General features: G+C 72.1%; 18 protein-coding genes. 10 read left to right on the forward strand and 8 right to left on the reverse strand.

The annotated features are described in order from the left end of the window. Nucleotides 1-3 precede the first annotated feature (3 nt). From STRVI_RS31865 to ctaD, 8 genes are all read left to right on the forward strand, one after another. Nucleotides 4-456, forward strand: coding sequence for a gas vesicle structural protein GvpA (locus STRVI_RS31865; protein WP_014059686.1), 453 nt, complete (start codon nucleotides 4-6; stop codon nucleotides 454-456). After that, entirely contained in the window at nucleotides 453-1,172 is a 720-nt protein-coding gene (locus STRVI_RS31870; RefSeq protein ID WP_014059687.1) for a GvpL/GvpF family gas vesicle protein, read from the forward strand. The genes STRVI_RS31865 and STRVI_RS31870 overlap by 4 nt, the downstream gene beginning before the upstream one ends. Before the next feature lie 17 nt (nucleotides 1,173-1,189). Further along, on the forward strand, nucleotides 1,190-1,378 hold the full coding sequence (locus tag STRVI_RS31875) for a gas vesicle protein GvpG (RefSeq protein WP_353477057.1): 189 nt from the start codon (nucleotides 1,190-1,192) through the stop codon (nucleotides 1,376-1,378). Nucleotides 1,379-1,458: 80 nt separating this feature from the next. Further along, nucleotides 1,459-1,764: a gas vesicle protein gene (locus STRVI_RS31880; protein WP_050994029.1), complete on the forward strand. Its 306-nt coding sequence runs from the start codon at nucleotides 1,459-1,461 to the stop codon at nucleotides 1,762-1,764. Further along, the gene (locus STRVI_RS31885) at nucleotides 1,761-2,615 is read left to right on the forward strand and encodes a GvpL/GvpF family gas vesicle protein (protein WP_014059690.1); all 855 of its coding nucleotides are present in this window, start codon (nucleotides 1,761-1,763) and stop codon (nucleotides 2,613-2,615) included. Before STRVI_RS31880 ends, STRVI_RS31885 begins: the two co-directional genes overlap by 4 nt. Next, nucleotides 2,612-2,812, forward strand: coding sequence for a gas vesicle protein (locus tag STRVI_RS31890; RefSeq protein ID WP_014059691.1), 201 nt, complete (start codon nucleotides 2,612-2,614; stop codon nucleotides 2,810-2,812). The genes STRVI_RS31885 and STRVI_RS31890 overlap by 4 nt, the downstream gene beginning before the upstream one ends. Next, the gene (locus tag STRVI_RS31895) at nucleotides 2,809-3,087 is read left to right on the forward strand and encodes a gas vesicle protein K (RefSeq protein ID WP_014059692.1); all 279 of its coding nucleotides are present in this window, start codon (nucleotides 2,809-2,811) and stop codon (nucleotides 3,085-3,087) included. The genes STRVI_RS31890 and STRVI_RS31895 overlap by 4 nt, the downstream gene beginning before the upstream one ends. A gap of 88 nt (nucleotides 3,088-3,175) precedes the next feature. After that, nucleotides 3,176-4,879: an aa3-type cytochrome oxidase subunit I gene (gene ctaD, locus STRVI_RS31900; protein ID WP_014059693.1), complete on the forward strand. Its 1,704-nt coding sequence runs from the start codon at nucleotides 3,176-3,178 to the stop codon at nucleotides 4,877-4,879. On the opposite strand, the gene STRVI_RS31905 is transcribed toward ctaD, so the two are convergent. From STRVI_RS31905 to STRVI_RS31915, 3 genes are all read right to left on the reverse strand, one after another. Further along, entirely contained in the window at nucleotides 4,848-5,807 is a 960-nt protein-coding gene (locus STRVI_RS31905; RefSeq protein WP_014059694.1) for a helix-turn-helix transcriptional regulator, read from the reverse strand. The genes ctaD and STRVI_RS31905 overlap by 32 nt on opposite strands. A 76-nt stretch (nucleotides 5,808-5,883) precedes the next feature. Continuing rightward, the gene (locus STRVI_RS31910; RefSeq protein ID WP_014059695.1) at nucleotides 5,884-6,744 is read right to left on the reverse strand and encodes a hypothetical protein; all 861 of its coding nucleotides are present in this window, start codon (nucleotides 6,742-6,744) and stop codon (nucleotides 5,884-5,886) included. 104 nt (nucleotides 6,745-6,848) lie between these two features. Next, entirely contained in the window at nucleotides 6,849-8,087 is a 1,239-nt protein-coding gene (locus STRVI_RS31915) for a glycosyltransferase family 4 protein (RefSeq protein WP_014059696.1), read from the reverse strand. Between the two features lie 271 nt (nucleotides 8,088-8,358). Between STRVI_RS31915 and STRVI_RS31920 the strand changes: the two genes are divergently transcribed. Together STRVI_RS31920 and STRVI_RS31925 are read left to right on the forward strand one after the other, a co-directional pair. Further along, nucleotides 8,359-9,306 carry a hypothetical protein gene (locus STRVI_RS31920; protein ID WP_014059697.1) on the forward strand — a complete coding sequence of 316 codons (948 nt, stop codon included), beginning with the start codon at nucleotides 8,359-8,361 and terminating at the stop codon, nucleotides 9,304-9,306. A 158-nt stretch (nucleotides 9,307-9,464) separates the two neighbouring features. Beyond that, complete coding sequence (locus tag STRVI_RS31925; protein WP_251982782.1) at nucleotides 9,465-9,764, forward strand: hypothetical protein; 300 nt, start codon at nucleotides 9,465-9,467, stop codon at nucleotides 9,762-9,764. 161 nt (nucleotides 9,765-9,925) lie between these two features. Here STRVI_RS31925 and der read toward each other — a convergent pair whose 3' ends face one another. The 5 genes from der to aroH all read right to left on the reverse strand — a co-directional run bounded on the left by der (nucleotide 9,926) and on the right by aroH (nucleotide 14,411). After that, nucleotides 9,926-11,389 (reverse strand): ribosome biogenesis GTPase Der, encoded by a 1,464-nt coding sequence (gene der / locus STRVI_RS31930; RefSeq protein WP_014059699.1) that lies wholly within the window; start codon nucleotides 11,387-11,389, stop codon nucleotides 9,926-9,928. Between the two features lie 55 nt (nucleotides 11,390-11,444). Then, on the reverse strand, nucleotides 11,445-12,122 hold the full coding sequence (locus STRVI_RS31935; protein WP_014059700.1) for a lysophospholipid acyltransferase family protein: 678 nt from the start codon (nucleotides 12,120-12,122) through the stop codon (nucleotides 11,445-11,447). Further along, entirely contained in the window at nucleotides 12,119-12,823 is a 705-nt protein-coding gene (gene cmk, locus STRVI_RS31940) for a (d)CMP kinase (RefSeq protein WP_014059701.1), read from the reverse strand. The genes STRVI_RS31935 and cmk overlap by 4 nt, the downstream gene beginning before the upstream one ends. 143 nt (nucleotides 12,824-12,966) lie before the next feature. Next, nucleotides 12,967-14,052, reverse strand: coding sequence for a prephenate dehydrogenase (locus STRVI_RS31945; RefSeq protein WP_014059702.1), 1,086 nt, complete (start codon nucleotides 14,050-14,052; stop codon nucleotides 12,967-12,969). Then, nucleotides 14,049-14,411: a chorismate mutase gene (gene aroH / locus STRVI_RS31950; RefSeq protein WP_014059703.1), complete on the reverse strand. Its 363-nt coding sequence runs from the start codon at nucleotides 14,409-14,411 to the stop codon at nucleotides 14,049-14,051. The genes STRVI_RS31945 and aroH overlap by 4 nt, the downstream gene beginning before the upstream one ends. Nucleotides 14,412-14,455 lie beyond the last annotated feature (44 nt).

A 14,455-nucleotide genomic window follows, 5' to 3' on the forward strand; every position in this document is an offset into this window, starting at 1 on the left:
GACATGACCACTGTTGTCCCGGCACAGCAATCCAGGGGCGGGGGCGGCACCAGCGGCCTGTACGACGTCCTGGAGCTCATCCTCGACCGAGGGCTGGTGATCGACGCGTTCATCCGCGTCTCCCTCGTCGGCATCGAGATACTCAAGATCGACATCCGGATCGTGGTGGCGAGCGTCGACACCTATCTGCGGTTCGCCGAGGCCTGCAACCGGCTCGACCTGGAGTCGGGCCCGAGCAAGTCCCCCGGCCTGCCCGAGGTCGTCGAGGGCATCACCGAGAACGGCGCGCGGAGCAAGACCAAGGGCGCCCTGTCCGGCGCCGGCGACACCGTCTCCAAGGCCGCCCAGTCCGTGGCCGACGCGATCCGGCCGTCGGACGAGGACGAGGAGGAGGAGCATCGCCGTCGGCGTCCGGCCCGTAAGGCGGCGCCGAGGAAGTCCGAGGAGTCCGCATGACCACGTATGTCTACGGCATCGCGCGCGGCGAGGTCCGGGACCTGGGCGATCGGCTGCTGGGCATCGGCGACCCTCCGCTGCCGGTCCGGGCGCTGAACCAGGGCGAGCTGGCCGCGATCGTCAGCGACTGCCCGCCGGAGCTCAAGCCCCGGCGCCGCGATCTGCTGGCCCATCAGCATGTGCTGGCCGAGGTGAGCGACTCCCGCCCGGTGCTGCCGATGCGCTTCGGCAGCGTCTCCTCCAGCGACGACGACGTCCGCAGCGTGCTGGCCGAGCACGCCGACCGCTACCAGGACCAGCTCAGCCGGCTGGCCGACCGGGTGGAGTACAACGTCAAGGTCGTGCACGACGAGGACGCGGTGCTCCACCAAGTGCTCGCCGAGGAGCCGGAGTTGCGGGTGATGGCGGAGGCCAACCGGGCGGCCGGCGGCGGCACCTACGAGGAACGGGTGCGCTTCGGCGAGCTGATGGCGAGCGCGGTGCGGGCCCGCGAGGTGCGGGACGCCAAGCTGGTGGAGGAGGCGCTGGCCCCGGCCGCCGAGGACGTGCGCCCCGGCCCGGAGAGCGGCGGCTGGTTCCTCAGCCTGTCCCTGCTGCTCGCCAAGGACGGCGCCGATCCGCTGCTGACGGCCGCCGCCGACGTGGAGCGGGCCCACCCCTGGCTGAAGCTGCGGATCAACGGTCCGCTGCCGCCGTACAGCTTCGTCGACTCCTGATGCTGATGATCGGCTGGGTGCTGAGGCAGGTCGTCGCCGCCGCGGAGCGGGAGTACTACGACCCGGCCAACATCCAGCGCGCCCTGGCCGAGCTGGAGTCCCAGCTCGACCAGGGCGTGATAGACGGACAAGAGTTCGAGCGGCAGGAGGATGCGCTGCTCGACCGGTTGGAGGAGGCACGCCAGTGGGCGAACGGGACTCTGTGACCACCCGGGGCGGTGTGGCCCCGACAGCCGGCGCGTATGGCTCACCGGCCTCGTCGTTCGGCTCCTCGGGGTCGTACGGGCTGGCCGGCCGCGGCGAGGGCGGGGCCAACCTCGCCGACATCCTGGAGCGGGTGCTCGACAAGGGTGTCGTGATCGCGGGCGATATCCGCATCAATCTGCTCGATATCGAACTTCTCACGATCAAGCTGCGGCTGATCGTGGCCTCGGTCGACAAGGCGAAGGAGATGGGCATCGACTGGTGGGAGCACGACCCGTCGCTCTCGTCACGCGCCCGGGCCGAGGTGAACGGCCCGGAGAAGACCGAGGTGAACGGCCCGGAGAAGACCGAGGTGACCAGCGGGGAGAACCGGGAGAGCGCCGAATGACCGAAGGACTGCGGTACGCCTACGCGGTCGTGCGCGACACCGACGCGCCGGAGGCCGCCCTGGACGTCCTCACCGCCCTCGAGGAGGTGCCCGGTGTCGCGGGCGAACCGGTGGTGGCCGTGCGCCATCTGGGGCTCGCCGTGCTGGCGGGCGCCGTACCGGCCGAGGATTTCGACGAGGGCCCGCTGCGGCAGCGGCTGGAGGACATGGCGTGGCTGGAGCAGGTGGCCCGGACCCATCAGCGGGTGGTCGACACCGTCGGCGCCGAATCCTGTGTCATACCGGTCCGGCTGGCCACCGTCTGCCAGGGCGAGGAGGGGCTGCGGCGGATGCTCGCCACCGGGCGGGAGCGGTTCGCCTCGGCGCTGGACCGGCTGGAGGGCCGAGTCGAATGGGGCGTCAAGGCGTACGCCGCGACGCCCGCGCCCGAGGAGCGGCCCGCGCCCGAGGGGCCGCCCGCCGGGACCCCGAACGCCCCGGGCGGCATGTCCGGCCGCGACTATCTGCGCCGCCGCAAGGCACAGCGGCAGGCGGCCGAGCGGCGCTGGGGTGATACGGAGGAGGGCGCGCGGCTGGTGCACGACACCCTCAGCGGGCTGGCCGAGCGGGCCCGGCTGCATCCGCCGCAGGACCCCCGGCTGTCGGGGGTGTCCGACCGGAATGTACTGAACGCCGCGTATCTGGTGCGGCGCGAGGACAGCGCCGCCTTCGCCGAACGGGTCGGTGAGCTGGCCGGGCGGACAGCCGCGCTGCGGGTGGAGCTGACCGGCCCCTGGGCGCCGTACTCCTTCACCGCCCCGGACGAGACCGACGCCCGGGACGGAGCCGAGAGCGCGGGGGCGGACGGATGACGATGGCCCCGGAGGGCCCGTTGGCCCATCAGCAGATCGCCCTGGTGGACGTGCTGGACCGGCTGCTCGCCGGCGGCGTGGTGATCACCGGTGATCTGACCCTGCGGATCGCCGACGTCGATCTGGTCCGCATCGATCTGCGCGCCCTCATCAGCTCGGTCAACGCCAATGTCCCGTCCCCCTGGGAGGAACCGTGAGCCGCAAGGTGGAGCTGGATCAGGACACCGTCGAACGCGACCTGATGAAGCTGGTGCTGACCGTCGTGGAGCTGCTGCGCCAGCTCATGGAGCGGCAGGCGCTGCGCCGGGTGGACGAGGGCGATCTGACCGAGGACCAGGAAGAGCGGATCGGGGTCACGCTGATGCTGCTGGAGGACCGGATGGGCACGCTCTGCGAGCGCTACGGCATCGCGCCCTCCGATCTCAATCTGGACCTTGGGCCACTCGGTCCGCTGCTGTCCCCGAGGGAGTGACGCTCCGGACAGCTCCGGGCTGCTCCGCGGATCGCGGGAGCCTCCGCGCGATCATGGCGGGACCCGCCCAGGACGCAGAGGAGCCCCGATGGCGACAGACACCGCGCGGGCCGCCGGTCCGGCAGGGGTGACGCGGCAGGGCAGCGTGCTCGTGGACTGGGTCACCACCACCGACCACAAGAAGATCGGGCATCTGTATCTGGTCTCGTCGTTCGGCTTCTTCCTGGTAGGCGGCGTGCTGGCGCTGGTGATGCGCGCCGAGCTGGCCCGCCCGGGCCTGCAGATCGCCTCGCAGGAGCAGTTCAACCAGGCGTTCACCCTGCATGGCACGATCATGCTGCTGCTGTTCGCGACCCCGGCCTTCGCCGGGTTCGCCAACGAGATCATGCCGCTGCAGATCGGCGCGCCCGATGTGGCCTTCCCGCGCCTCAACATGCTGTCGTACTGGCTGTATCTGTTCGGTGGGCTGATGGTGCTGACCGGTCTGGTGGTGCCGCAGGGCGCCGCGGCCTTCGGCTGGACCGCCTATGCCCCGCTCAACAGCGCGATCCGCTCCCCCGGTGTCGGCGCCGATCTGTGGATCATGGGGCTGGCGCTGTCGGGCTTCGGGACGATCCTGGGCGCGGTGAACTTCCTGACCACCATCATGGCGATGCGCGCGCCGGGCATGACGATGTTCCGGATGCCGATCTTCACCTGGAACACCCTCTTCACCTCGATCATGATCCTGATGGCGTTCCCGGTGCTGGCGGCGGCGCTGCTGGCGCTGGAGACGGACCGGCGGTTCGGGGCGGTGGTCTTCGACGCCCAGTACGGCGGGCCGCTGCTGTGGCAGCACCTCTTCTGGTTCTTCGGCCATCCCGAGGTCTACATCATCGCGCTGCCGTTCTTCGGCATCATCACCGAGATCATCCCGGTCTTCTCGCGCAAGCCGATCTTCGGCTATGTGACGCTGATCGGCGCGACCATGGCCATCACCGGACTGTCGATGGTCGTCTGGGCCCACCATATGTTCGCCACGGGATCGGTGCTGCTGCCTTTCTTCTCCCTGACGTCGTTTCTGATCGCGGTGCCGACCGGGGTGAAGTTCTTCAACTGGATCGGCACCATGCTGGGCGGCTCGGTGTCCCTGGAGGCGCCGATGCTGTGGGCGCTCGGGTTCCTGGTGAGCTTTCTCTTCGGGGGGCTCACCGGCGTCATCCTGGCCTCACCGCCCATGGACTTCCATGTCACGGACACCTACTTCGTCGTGGGCCACTTCCACTACGTGGTCTTCGGCACGGTCGTCTTCGCGATGTTCGCGGGGTTCTACTTCTGGTGGCCCAAGTTCACCGGCAAGCTGCTGGACGAGCGGCTGGCCCGGATCCACTTCTGGACCCTGTTCACCGGCTTCCACACCACCTTCCTGGTGCAGCACTGGCTGGGGGTGGAGGGGATGCCGCGCCGCTACGCCGACTATCTGGCGGCGGACGGCTTCACCGCGCTCAACACCGTCTCCACGATCGGCGCCTTCCTGCTGGGCCTGTCGACCCTGCCGTTCCTCTACAACGTCTGGCGGACGGCCAAGTACGGAAAAAAGGTGGAGGTCGACGACCCCTGGGGGTTCGGCCGCTCCCTGGAGTGGGTGACCTCCTGTCCCCCGCCCCGGCACAACTTCACCACGCTGCCCCGGATCCGCTCCGAATCGCCGGCCTTCGATCTGCACCATCCCGAGGTGGCGAGCCTGGAGCAGGACCGGCGGCTCAAGGCGCGGGGCTCGATCAGCCCAGGGCCCGATCCAGACGGTCCCTGATCTCCCGGATGTGGTCGTTCAGCTCCACCGGCTCGCGCACCTCGAAGTCGAAGCCGCTCAGCGCGATATGGAGCACCAGCACATCGGGGCCGTGGGCGCCGGTGTGCAGCAGACAGCTCTGCTCGTCGACGGCCTCCAGCACCCCCACCAAGGGCGAGAACCGCTCGGCCGCCCGCTCGGCGGGCACCCGCAGCAGCACAGTGGCCCGCTGGGAGTAGACCGAGGTGGTGATGCCCCGGGCCACATAGGCGGCGATGTCCTCGGCGGGCGGACGGCGCGGGGTGAACCGGGGGCCGTGCGGCGGGGTCGGGGTGATCCGGTCGACCCGGTACGTACGCCAGTCGGCGCGGTCGACGTCCCACGCCACCAGGTACCAGCGGCGCTGCGCGGCGACCAGCCGGTGCGGTTCCGCGGTGCGGCGGGTGAGGGCACCGCCGTGGTCGCGGTACTCGAAGCGCAGTTGATGGCAGTCCCGGCAGGCGGCGGCCAGCTCGGTCAGCACCCCGGGGTCCACCCCGGGGCCGGGGCTCCAGCCGGACAGCGGCACGGTGAAGGCGCTCAGCGCGCCCACCCGGCGGCGCAGCCGGTCCGGCAGCACCTGCTCCAGCTTGGCCAGGGCCCGTACCGAGGTCTCCTCGATGCCCTCGACCCCGCCGCCCGCGGCCTGGCGCAGCCGCACCGCGACCGCCACCGCCTCCTCGTCGTCCAGCAGCAGCGGCGGCAACTGGGCGCCCGCGCCGAGCTGATAGCCGCCGCCGGTGCCCGGCGCGGAGTGCACGGGGTAGCCGAGCTCGCGCAGCCGGTCCACATCGCGGCGCACGGTGCGCGGGGTGACGCCGAGCCGGTCGGCGAGATCCGCGCCGGACCATTCGCGGTGGGCCTGCAGCAGGGAGAGCAGGCGGAGCAGTCGGGCCGAGGTCTCCAGCATGCGGCCGAGTCTGCCACCGTTTGAGGACAACCCCCGTCCTCAAGGCTCTCCTGCTCACCCGGCTGCTCTCCTTGGGTCAGGCGGGCGCCTCGATCCGCACCGCCAGATCGTTGTCCCGGGTGTAGTACGGCTGGGCCTGCGCCTCCCCGTGCGGACCTGACACCGTGCGCGGCGGGTAGGTGAAGATCTCCTTCTTGTCCGCGACATCGTCCAGGATCCGGGCGAGCCGGGCCGGAGCCATGGACTCGTCCGCCGGGCGCAGCCACAGGTCCCAGACCTGCGCGCCGCCGTCCCAGCTCCGCGCGAGCTCGGCGTAGGAGAGCGTGAAGGAGAAGTCCGGGCCGTCCACCACCAGCGGTGCCGTCCGTACGGGGGCGGCGCTCCGGCGGCAGCGGGCCTCGACGACCGCCTCGGCCAGCCACTCGGACGGGTACGCGACGCGGTAGAGCCGTCCCCGTACGGCCATCGTGCCGTCCTCCAGCCGTATCTCCCCGGCCTCGGCGTGGGGCGCCCGCCGCCAACTGCGCAGCGAGAGATTGCCGTGCTTGGTGGCGTAGGGGATGCGCACGGACAGCGGGTTGGTGCTCGGCCCCGGCCGGCGGTCGACGAGCGAGCGCAGATCGTTCAGGCCCGGGGCGAGCCGCCGCGGCTCGGTGTCCCGGTGGGCCACATGGACGTCCCAGCGGCCCTCGGGCAGGGCGACGGTGCTGGGCAGGGCGGCCTGCAGCCGGCCGTCCGCGGTGGGGCCCAGCGGCAGCCGCACCTCCCCGTCGGGGGTGTCCGCCGCGCCCCGGCGGACCAGCACCAGCGCACCGCTCCAGTCGTCGTGGCCGCCCGGGCCGGGCCGGGCCCGGTCGGCGATGTGGAAGGTGAGCCCTCCGGCGGAGTCCGCCACGCAGTCGGCGCGGGCGGGGGCGGCCTCGGGGGCCTCACTCATCCTGTCCTCCTCTACGTGCTGCGCTGCCTGCTCGACGTGCTGCGCTGCCTGCTCGACGTGCTGCGCTGCCTGCTCGACGTGCTGCGCTGCCTGTGCCGTTGCACTCATGCGACACGCACCTTCCGCAGGGAGTCCTTGGTGGCGAACGCGCCACTGAGTATGGAGCCGCGGGCGCGGTGCAGCGAGCCACGCAGCCCGCTGCGCGCGACCAGACCGGAGAACAGCGTCTCGTAGCGCCCGGCCACCCGGGAGGGGTCGAAGCGGGCCGAGTCCTTCAGCGCCGCCTGTCCCATCTGCTGGCGCAGCTCGTCGTTGTTGATGAGGTCGAGCAGCGCGGCGGCAATGGCGTCGGTGTCGCCGGTGGGCACGAGACGGCCGTCCACCCCGTCGTCGATGATCTCCGCGGGCCCGTGCGGGCAGTCGGTGGACACCACGGGAAGGCCGCAGCGCATCGCCTCCACGATGGTCATGCCGAACGACTCCAGGCTGGAGGTGACGGCGGCTATGGAGCCCTTGGCCCACTCGGGGTCGAGCGGATTGGCCGGGCCCATCAGGAAGACGTTGTTGTAGAGGCCGAGCTGGTCGATGAGGGCGCGCAGCTTGGCGTGCTGGGCGCCGCCACCGTAGATCCGCAGCCGCCAGTCGGGGCGGGCCGCACTGACCTTCGCGAAGGCGCGTATCAGCAGGTCGTAGCGTTTCACCGGGGCCAGCCGGCCGGCCGCGACAACCCATTTGCCGGTGCCGTCGGCGGGCTCGAGACCGGGCTCGGGCACGCTGTTGGGGACCGCCTCGACCCGTACGCCGGGCAGCCGCATCTGGTCGCGGTAGGTCCGCGCGTCGGCCTCGGTCACGGTGGTCACCGCGTCCAGCCGGGGATAGACGGCGCGCAGGGCCCGCTTCAGCCCTGTGGAGTGGGTGCCGAGCGTCAGGTGCTCCTGGCCGACCCGTACCGGACCGCGGCGGGCCTCGCGGGCGACGTGGACATTGAGCCCGGGCCGGGTTCCGACAACGATATCGGCCTCCAGGCGGCGGAGATGGTCCCCGATACGGCGGTCGGTGAGGGCGCTGTACTGCTTGTAGCGGCCCTCGGACGCGGGGAAGACCTCCGCCGGGCGGCCGTGGTCCGGGTCGGCGCCGTCGTAGGACGGGCTGTTCTTCCGGATGTCCACGAGATGGCTGAGCCGCACCCGCGGACCAGGGTCGAAGATCGGCTGGTCGCGGTGGCGGAACACCGACACGATCTCCACATCGTGCTGCTCTCCCAGGGAACGGGCGAGGTTGTACGTGGTCCGGATCGTCCCGCCGATCCCGTACGCGTTGTGAATAAGAAAAGAGATGTGCATCCGGCCCCGTATCCCATGGCTTTCCCGCGGACGGGAGTCTCGTCCGCCTACCACGGTGTAAGACCGAGAAAAGTGGCACAGGGTTGGGTTTCATCACCTTCTTGTGCCCCAACAGATGTGCAATCGATAGGAAGCCGGGGGAACTTTCCGGCCCGACGGCGCATCAGACCCCGGAGCGGCCGGGCCGCGTGACCCCCGCCCCGCATGGCCCGTTGTCTACGTATGAGCCGGGGACCCGCCCCGCGCACCCACCGAGACCGAGGAGCCACCCGTGCCGCGCATGCTCGACGTCAGCAATGACGTACGCGCCGAGATCGGTGACGAAGAAGCCGACCGGCTGCTCGCCGGGGACAACGCCCCGGGCGCTTACGACTGCACGTCCTGCCGCACCCCCGGCAACACCGAGCAGGAGCGGACCAGCACCGTGCTCTTCGTGGGGCAGGAGACGGCGGTGCTGGCCTTCGCGCACGCCACCTGCGTCCCCTCCCAGGTCGTCCCGGTCTCCGAGGACCAGTTGCGCGGTGCGGTGCGGTCCATCACGGGTGAGGACACCGCGCCGTCGTACGCGCCGCCCGTACCGGCCGCGGCGCATGCTTCGGCGCCGCACTTCCCCGCCCCGGCCGCCCCGCCCGCGTACCCCGCCCCGGCCCCGTCGCCCGCGTCTCCCGCCACCGCCTCCCATATCTCCGCGCCGTCCGGTCACGCGCCGTCCGGTCACGCGCCGTCCGGTCAGGCACCGGTGGCCCAGCAGGCGGTGCTCGGCGTGACCAGCGGGGTGGTGCTGGTGGGTCAGGAGGCGTGTCCGGCGCTGGTGGTGGAGCCGACCGCGCCGATCATCCGTCCCGGTTCGGCCGGGCACGGCGACGAGTTCCTGCAGCTTCTCAGCGAGCAGGGGTTCGCCCCGGTGGTCGACCTGGGCCGGCCGCCCGCGCCCAACCCCGGCTGGTCGGTACTGCTGGCCATGGGGCGGCTGCACGCGGTGCTGATGCCGTCCCCGGGCGGCGGCCGACCGGTGGCCTGGTGGCAGGCGCACAGCCCGATGCCGCTCAGCGAGGGCTGGCGGAGCGCCGTCGGCCGTTCCCAGAAGGTGCTGATCTACGCGGCGGCCGCGGGCACGATCGGCACCCAGCCGCGCGAGGACCAGCTACGCGCGGCGCTGGACCGGGCCGCGGCGCGCGGGGCGCTGGTCGGCGCGTCGATGCCGCTCGCGGGCACATGACCGCCGCCGTCCCGGACCTCCCACCGGACCTCGGCGACCCATGGTGGGCAGCCCATTCGCCACCGATGCCGCATCCGACGGGCGGCCGGGTCGTTGGCACATACGTGCACGCATACGACCTCTCCTACCGATCCCCGTCATACGGCTGCATTCCGGCCATGCGCCCCGCTCTGGAGGCAGCGCACGATCCCTGGCGCCACTCCGCCACGCCGATCTACGACGCGTTGTACGCGGAGTACCGCAGGCTGTTCCGGGCGCTGCCCGGCGACCGCTCGGACGAGGAGAACATGGAGTTCGTGGCGTTCGCCGCCATCGGCCAGCCCCGGGGCCTCATCAGCGGTGGTCACGGCCACCCGGACAGCCACAGCGGGGCCTGGCACACCGACGAGCTGTACTACCGCGGCCATCTCCCCGCCCTGCCACCCGGCCGGGGCGAGGAGCGGGGTCACACCTACTGACGTGGGCACCTACTGACGTGGTGCCGTCATGCGCGCCCGGCGGGCCGGAACCGACCCGCCGCTGAGCGCGTCCGGCGCCGCCGCCCCGCCGCCGGACGGCCGCCCCGCCGCCGGACGGTGAAGTCCGGGGCCGGGATGGCGTCAACCGCACGCCGCCGCCGTTACCTCTTGCGGCCGCGCTTTTCGCGCACCCGCACCGAGATCTGCAGGGGCGTCCCCTCGAAGCCGAACTCCTCGCGCAGCCGCCGCTCGATGAAGCGGCGGTAGCCCGCCTCCAGGAAGCCCGAGGCGAAGAGCACGAACCGCGGCGGCCGGGTGCCGGCCTGCGTCCCGAAGAGGATCCGCGGCTGCTTGCCACCGCGGATCGGATGCGGATGGGAGGCGACGATCTCGCCGAGGAAGGCGTTGAGCCGCCCGGTCGGGACCCGGGTCTCCCAGCCGGCCAGCGCCGTCTCGATCGCCGGGACCAGCTTCTCCATATGGCGGCCGGTGCGCGCCGAGACATTGACCCGCGGCGCCCACTGGATCTGCCCCAGCTCCGTCTCGATCTCGCGCTCGAGGTAGTAGCGGCGCTCCTCGTCGAGGGTGTCCCACTTGTTGTACGCGATGACGAGCGCGCGCCCGGCCTCGACGGCCATCGTGATGATCCGCTGGTCCTGGACGCTGATGGACTCACTGGCGTCGATCAGCACGACCGCGACCTCCGCCTTCTCCACGGCGGCCGCGGTGCGCAGCGAGGCGTAGTAGTCGGCGCCCTCCTGGAGGTGGACCCGGCGGCGGATACCGGCGGTGTCGACGAACTTCCAGGTGGTGCCGCCGAGTTCGATGATCTCGTCGACCGGGTCGCGGGTGGTGCCCGCCAACTCGTTGACGACCACCCGCTCCTCGTTCGCGACCTTGTTGAGCAGCGAGGACTTGCCCACGTTCGGGCGGCCGACCAGGGCGATCCGGCGCGGTCCGCCGAGCGTCGCCCCGAAGGTCTGGGCCGGGGCCTCGGGCAGCGCATCCAGGACCGCGTCGAGCATGTCGCCGGTGCCACGGCCGTGCAGCGCGGAGACCGGGTGCGGCTCGCCGAGGCCGAGCGACCACAGCATCGCGGCGTCCGCCTCGCCGCTGGGCCCGTCGACCTTGTTGGCGCACAGCACCACGGGCTTTCCGGCCCGGCGCAGCAGCTTGACCACGGCCTCGTCGGTGTCGGTGGCGCCCACCGTCGCGTCCACCACGAAGACCACCGCGTCGGCGGCCTCGATCGCGAACTCGGCCTGGGCCGCCACGGACGCGTCGAGACCGAGCACGTCCTGCTCCCAGCCGCCGGTGTCGACCACCTTGAAGCGGCGGCCGGACCACTCGGCCTCGTAGGTCACCCGGTCGCGGGTGACCCCGGGGCGGTCCTCGACGACCGCCTCGCGGCGGCCGAGGATCCGGTTCACCAGGGTGGACTTGCCGACGTTGGGGCGGCCGACGACGGCCAGCACCGGCAGCGGGCCGTGTCCCGCCGCGGCGAGGTCGCCCTCGACCTCCTCCAGGTCGAAGCCCTCTTGCACGGCGAGCTCCATGAACTCCGCGTACTCGGCGTCGCCAAGCTCCCCGTGCTCGTCGCCGCCGCTGTGGATCTGGTCGTTCATGAAGATTTCCTCGTCGTCCCTCAATACCGCGGCCGCCCCTGAGGGCTCGCGGATCTCATGTCTGGTCTGGGCGGCCGGTCAGCCGCCTGGCGGTGCCCAGATGCGCGCCCAGCCGCTTCTGGATGCGCTCGGTGGCCTGGTCCAGGGCCGCCCGCGTCCGCCTGCCGCTTCCGTCTCCCGCCTCGAAAGGGTCGCCGAACACCACGTCGACCCTGCTGCGCAGCCGGGGCAGCGCCCTGGCCCGCTCGTCGCCGCAGCGCGGGGCGGCGGTGCCGAGCACCGCCACCGGCACGATCGGCGCGCCGGAGCGCACGGCGAAGTACGCGAGGCCCGAGCGCAGCGACGCGAAGTCGCCCTCGCCCCGGCTGCCCTCAGGGAAGATCCCGAGGACCCCGCCGCGCTCCAGCACCCCAAGTGCCTGGCCGATCGCGGCGCGGTCGGCGCTCGCACGGTCCACCTTGAGCTGCCCGACACCGCGCAGGAACGGGTCCAGCGGGCCGACGAACGCCTCCTTCTTGACCAGGAAGTGCACCGGCCGCGGCGAGGTGCCGATCAGCATCGGGCCGTCGATGTTGTGGGAGTGGTTCCCCGCGAGGATGACGGGCCCGGCGGACGGGATCCGCCACGCGCCCAGCACCCGGGGCCGCCACAGCCCGTACATCAGGCCGATGCCGATCCGCCGCGCCACGACGGCTCCGGCCGCGCTGGGAAGCGTCGCGTCGGTGGCGCTCATGCGACCGTCCGCTTCTCCTCGACGAGAGTGACGACGCACTCGATGACCTGGTCGAGGGTGAGTTCGGAGGTGTCCACCTCGACCGCGTCGTCCGCCTTGGCGAGCGGCGAGGTCTTACGGCCGGAGTCCAGGGCGTCCCGCTTGGCCAGCGCGGCCTGGGTGGCGGCCAGGTCGGCGGCCTCCTTACCCTTCAGCTCACCGCTGCGGCGGGCCGCCCGGACCTCCGGGGAGGCGGTCAGGAAGATCTTGAGGTCGGCGTCCGGGAGGACCGTGGTGCCGATGTCCCGGCCCTCGACCACGATGCCGCGCGGCGCCTCGGCGGCGATGGTCCGCTGCAGCTCGGTGATCACGGCCCGCACCTCGGGCACCGCGCTGACCGCGCTGACCCGCGAGGTGACCTCCTGGGTGCGGATCGGCCCGGAGACATCGGTGCCGTCGACGCTGATCGTCGGGGCGGCCGGGTCGATACCGGAGACGATGTGGGGCTTGGCGGCGGCGTCGGCCACGGCCACGGCGTCGTCGACGTCGATGCCGTTGGTCACCATCCACCAGGTGATCGCCCGGTACTGGGCGCCGGTGTCCAGGTAGCCCAGGCCCAGCTTGGCGGCGACGGCCTTCGAAGTACTGGACTTACCCGTGCCTGCGGGGCCGTCGATCGCGACAATCACTGCTGCCGGGGCGGTCCGGGCGGCGGTTTCCACGGTGACAGACACCTTTCGTGTGCACGGGGCTGAGTTGAACGGGCCAGGTGAGCCTCGGACAAGGTTACTGGCTTCCCACGGGCGGCTTCGCACCCTGTGGACGGCCCCGGTCCGCCCGGGGCGCCCATCGGTCCGCTCCGCCGCTACTGCCGGATGGACCAGCCCCGCTCGCGCAGGGCCTTGGTGAGCCCCGGGGCCGCCGAGGGCTCGACCATCAACTGGATCAGACCGGACTGCTGCCCGGTGGCGTGCTCGATCCGGACGTCCTCGATGTTGACCCCCGCCCGGCCCGCGTCGGCGAAGATCCGGGCCAGCTCGCCCGGCTGGTCGCCGATGAGCACCGTCACGGTCTCATAGACGGCCGAGGCGGCGCCGTGCTTGCCCGGCACCCGCTCGCGCCCGGCGTTGCCCCGGCGCAGCACGTCCTCGATACCGGCCGTGCCGTCGCCGCGCTTGGCCTCGTCGGCGGACTGGAGCGCGCGCAACGCCCGCACCGTCTCGTCGAGGTCGGAGGCGACGGCGGCGAGCACATCGGCGACCGGGCCGGGGTTGGCCGAGAGGATGTCGATCCACATGGCGGGGTCGGAGGCCGCGATCCGGGTCACGTCGCGGATGCCCTGCCCGCACAGCCTCACCGCCGTCTCATCGGCGTCCTGGAGCCGTGCGGCGACCATGCTGGACAGCAGGTGCGGGGTGTGCGAGACGAGCGCCACCGCCCGGTCGTGGGCCTCGTCCTCCATCACCACGGGCACGGCCCGGCACAGCGCGACGAGCTCGAGCGCGAGGTTGAGCACCTCGGTGTCGGTGCCGCCGGTGGGTGTGAGCACCCAGGGCCGCCCCTCGAAGAGGTCGGCGGTGGCGGCCAGCGGCCCGGAGCGCTCCCGGCCCGCCATCGGATGCGTGCCGATGTAGCGGGTCAGATCGCAGCCGAGGGCCTCCAGCTCGCGGCGCGGGCCGCCCTTGACGCTCGCGACGTCCAGCACGCCGCGGGCCAGGCCGCGGCGCAGCACATCGGCCACCGTCCCGGCCACGTACGCCGGGGGCACGGCGACGATCGCCAGGTCCACGGGCCCGTCGGGCTCGCCCTGCGTCCCGGCGCCGAGCGCCTCGGCGGTGCGGGCCTGGTCCGCGTCATGGTCGGCGAGGTGCACCTGGACCCCGCGGCCGGCCAGGGCCAGCGCGGCGGACGTGCCGATCAGGCCGGTGCCGATGACGAGCGCGGTTCTCATTGGGCGATGTCCTTGCGGAGTGCGGCGGCGGCGCCGAGGTAGACATGGGCGATCTCGGACTTGGGCAGGGAGGTCTCGACATGCGCCAGGATGCGGACGACGCGGGGCATGGCCCCCTCGATGTCCAGCTCCTGGGCGCAGATCAGCGGCACGTCGGTGATGCCGAGCTTGCGGGCGGCGGCCGCGGGGAAGTCGCTGTGCAGATCGGGGGTGGCGGTGAACCACACGCTGATCAGATCGTCGGGGTCGAGGGCATTGCGCCCCAGGATGGCCGTCAGCAGCGCGGAGACCTGCTCATGCATGTGCTCCGGCTCGTCCCGCTCAAGCTGGACTGCCCCGCGGACCGCTCGTACCGCCACGTCTCGCTCCCTGTGCGCGCTGTGCCTGTCGTGCGTCGGGCGCG

The sequence above is a fragment of the Streptomyces violaceusniger Tu 4113 genome (genome assembly GCF_000147815.2).
Taxonomy (GTDB): Bacteria; Actinomycetota; Actinomycetes; order Streptomycetales; family Streptomycetaceae; genus Streptomyces; species Streptomyces violaceusniger_A.

What these genes read in the sequence shown, in the direction of transcription:
- STRVI_RS31905 (WP_014059694.1), bottom strand. Translation starts at nt 5,807, where the DNA reads ATGCTGGAGACCTCGGCCCGACTGCTCCGCCTGCTCTCCCTGCTGCAG.
- STRVI_RS31890 (WP_014059691.1), top strand. Translation starts at nt 2,612, where the DNA reads ATGACGATGGCCCCGGAGGGCCCGTTGGCCCATCAGCAGATCGCCCTG.
- STRVI_RS31870 (WP_014059687.1), top strand. Translation starts at nt 453, where the DNA reads ATGACCACGTATGTCTACGGCATCGCGCGCGGCGAGGTCCGGGACCTG.
- der (WP_014059699.1), bottom strand. Translation starts at nt 11,389, where the DNA reads ATGAACGACCAGATCCACAGCGGCGGCGACGAGCACGGGGAGCTTGGC.
- STRVI_RS31935 (WP_014059700.1), bottom strand. Translation starts at nt 12,122, where the DNA reads ATGAGCGCCACCGACGCGACGCTTCCCAGCGCGGCCGGAGCCGTCGTG.
- STRVI_RS31915 (WP_014059696.1), bottom strand. Translation starts at nt 8,087, where the DNA reads ATGCACATCTCTTTTCTTATTCACAACGCGTACGGGATCGGCGGGACG.
- STRVI_RS31885 (WP_014059690.1), top strand. Translation starts at nt 1,761, where the DNA reads ATGACCGAAGGACTGCGGTACGCCTACGCGGTCGTGCGCGACACCGAC.
- STRVI_RS31925 (WP_251982782.1), top strand. Translation starts at nt 9,465, where the DNA reads ATGCGCCCCGCTCTGGAGGCAGCGCACGATCCCTGGCGCCACTCCGCC.
- STRVI_RS31945 (WP_014059702.1), bottom strand. Translation starts at nt 14,052, where the DNA reads ATGAGAACCGCGCTCGTCATCGGCACCGGCCTGATCGGCACGTCCGCC.
- STRVI_RS31865 (WP_014059686.1), top strand. Translation starts at nt 4, where the DNA reads ATGACCACTGTTGTCCCGGCACAGCAATCCAGGGGCGGGGGCGGCACC.
- ctaD (WP_014059693.1), top strand. Translation starts at nt 3,176, where the DNA reads ATGGCGACAGACACCGCGCGGGCCGCCGGTCCGGCAGGGGTGACGCGG.
- STRVI_RS31910 (WP_014059695.1), bottom strand. Translation starts at nt 6,744, where the DNA reads ATGAGTGAGGCCCCCGAGGCCGCCCCCGCCCGCGCCGACTGCGTGGCG.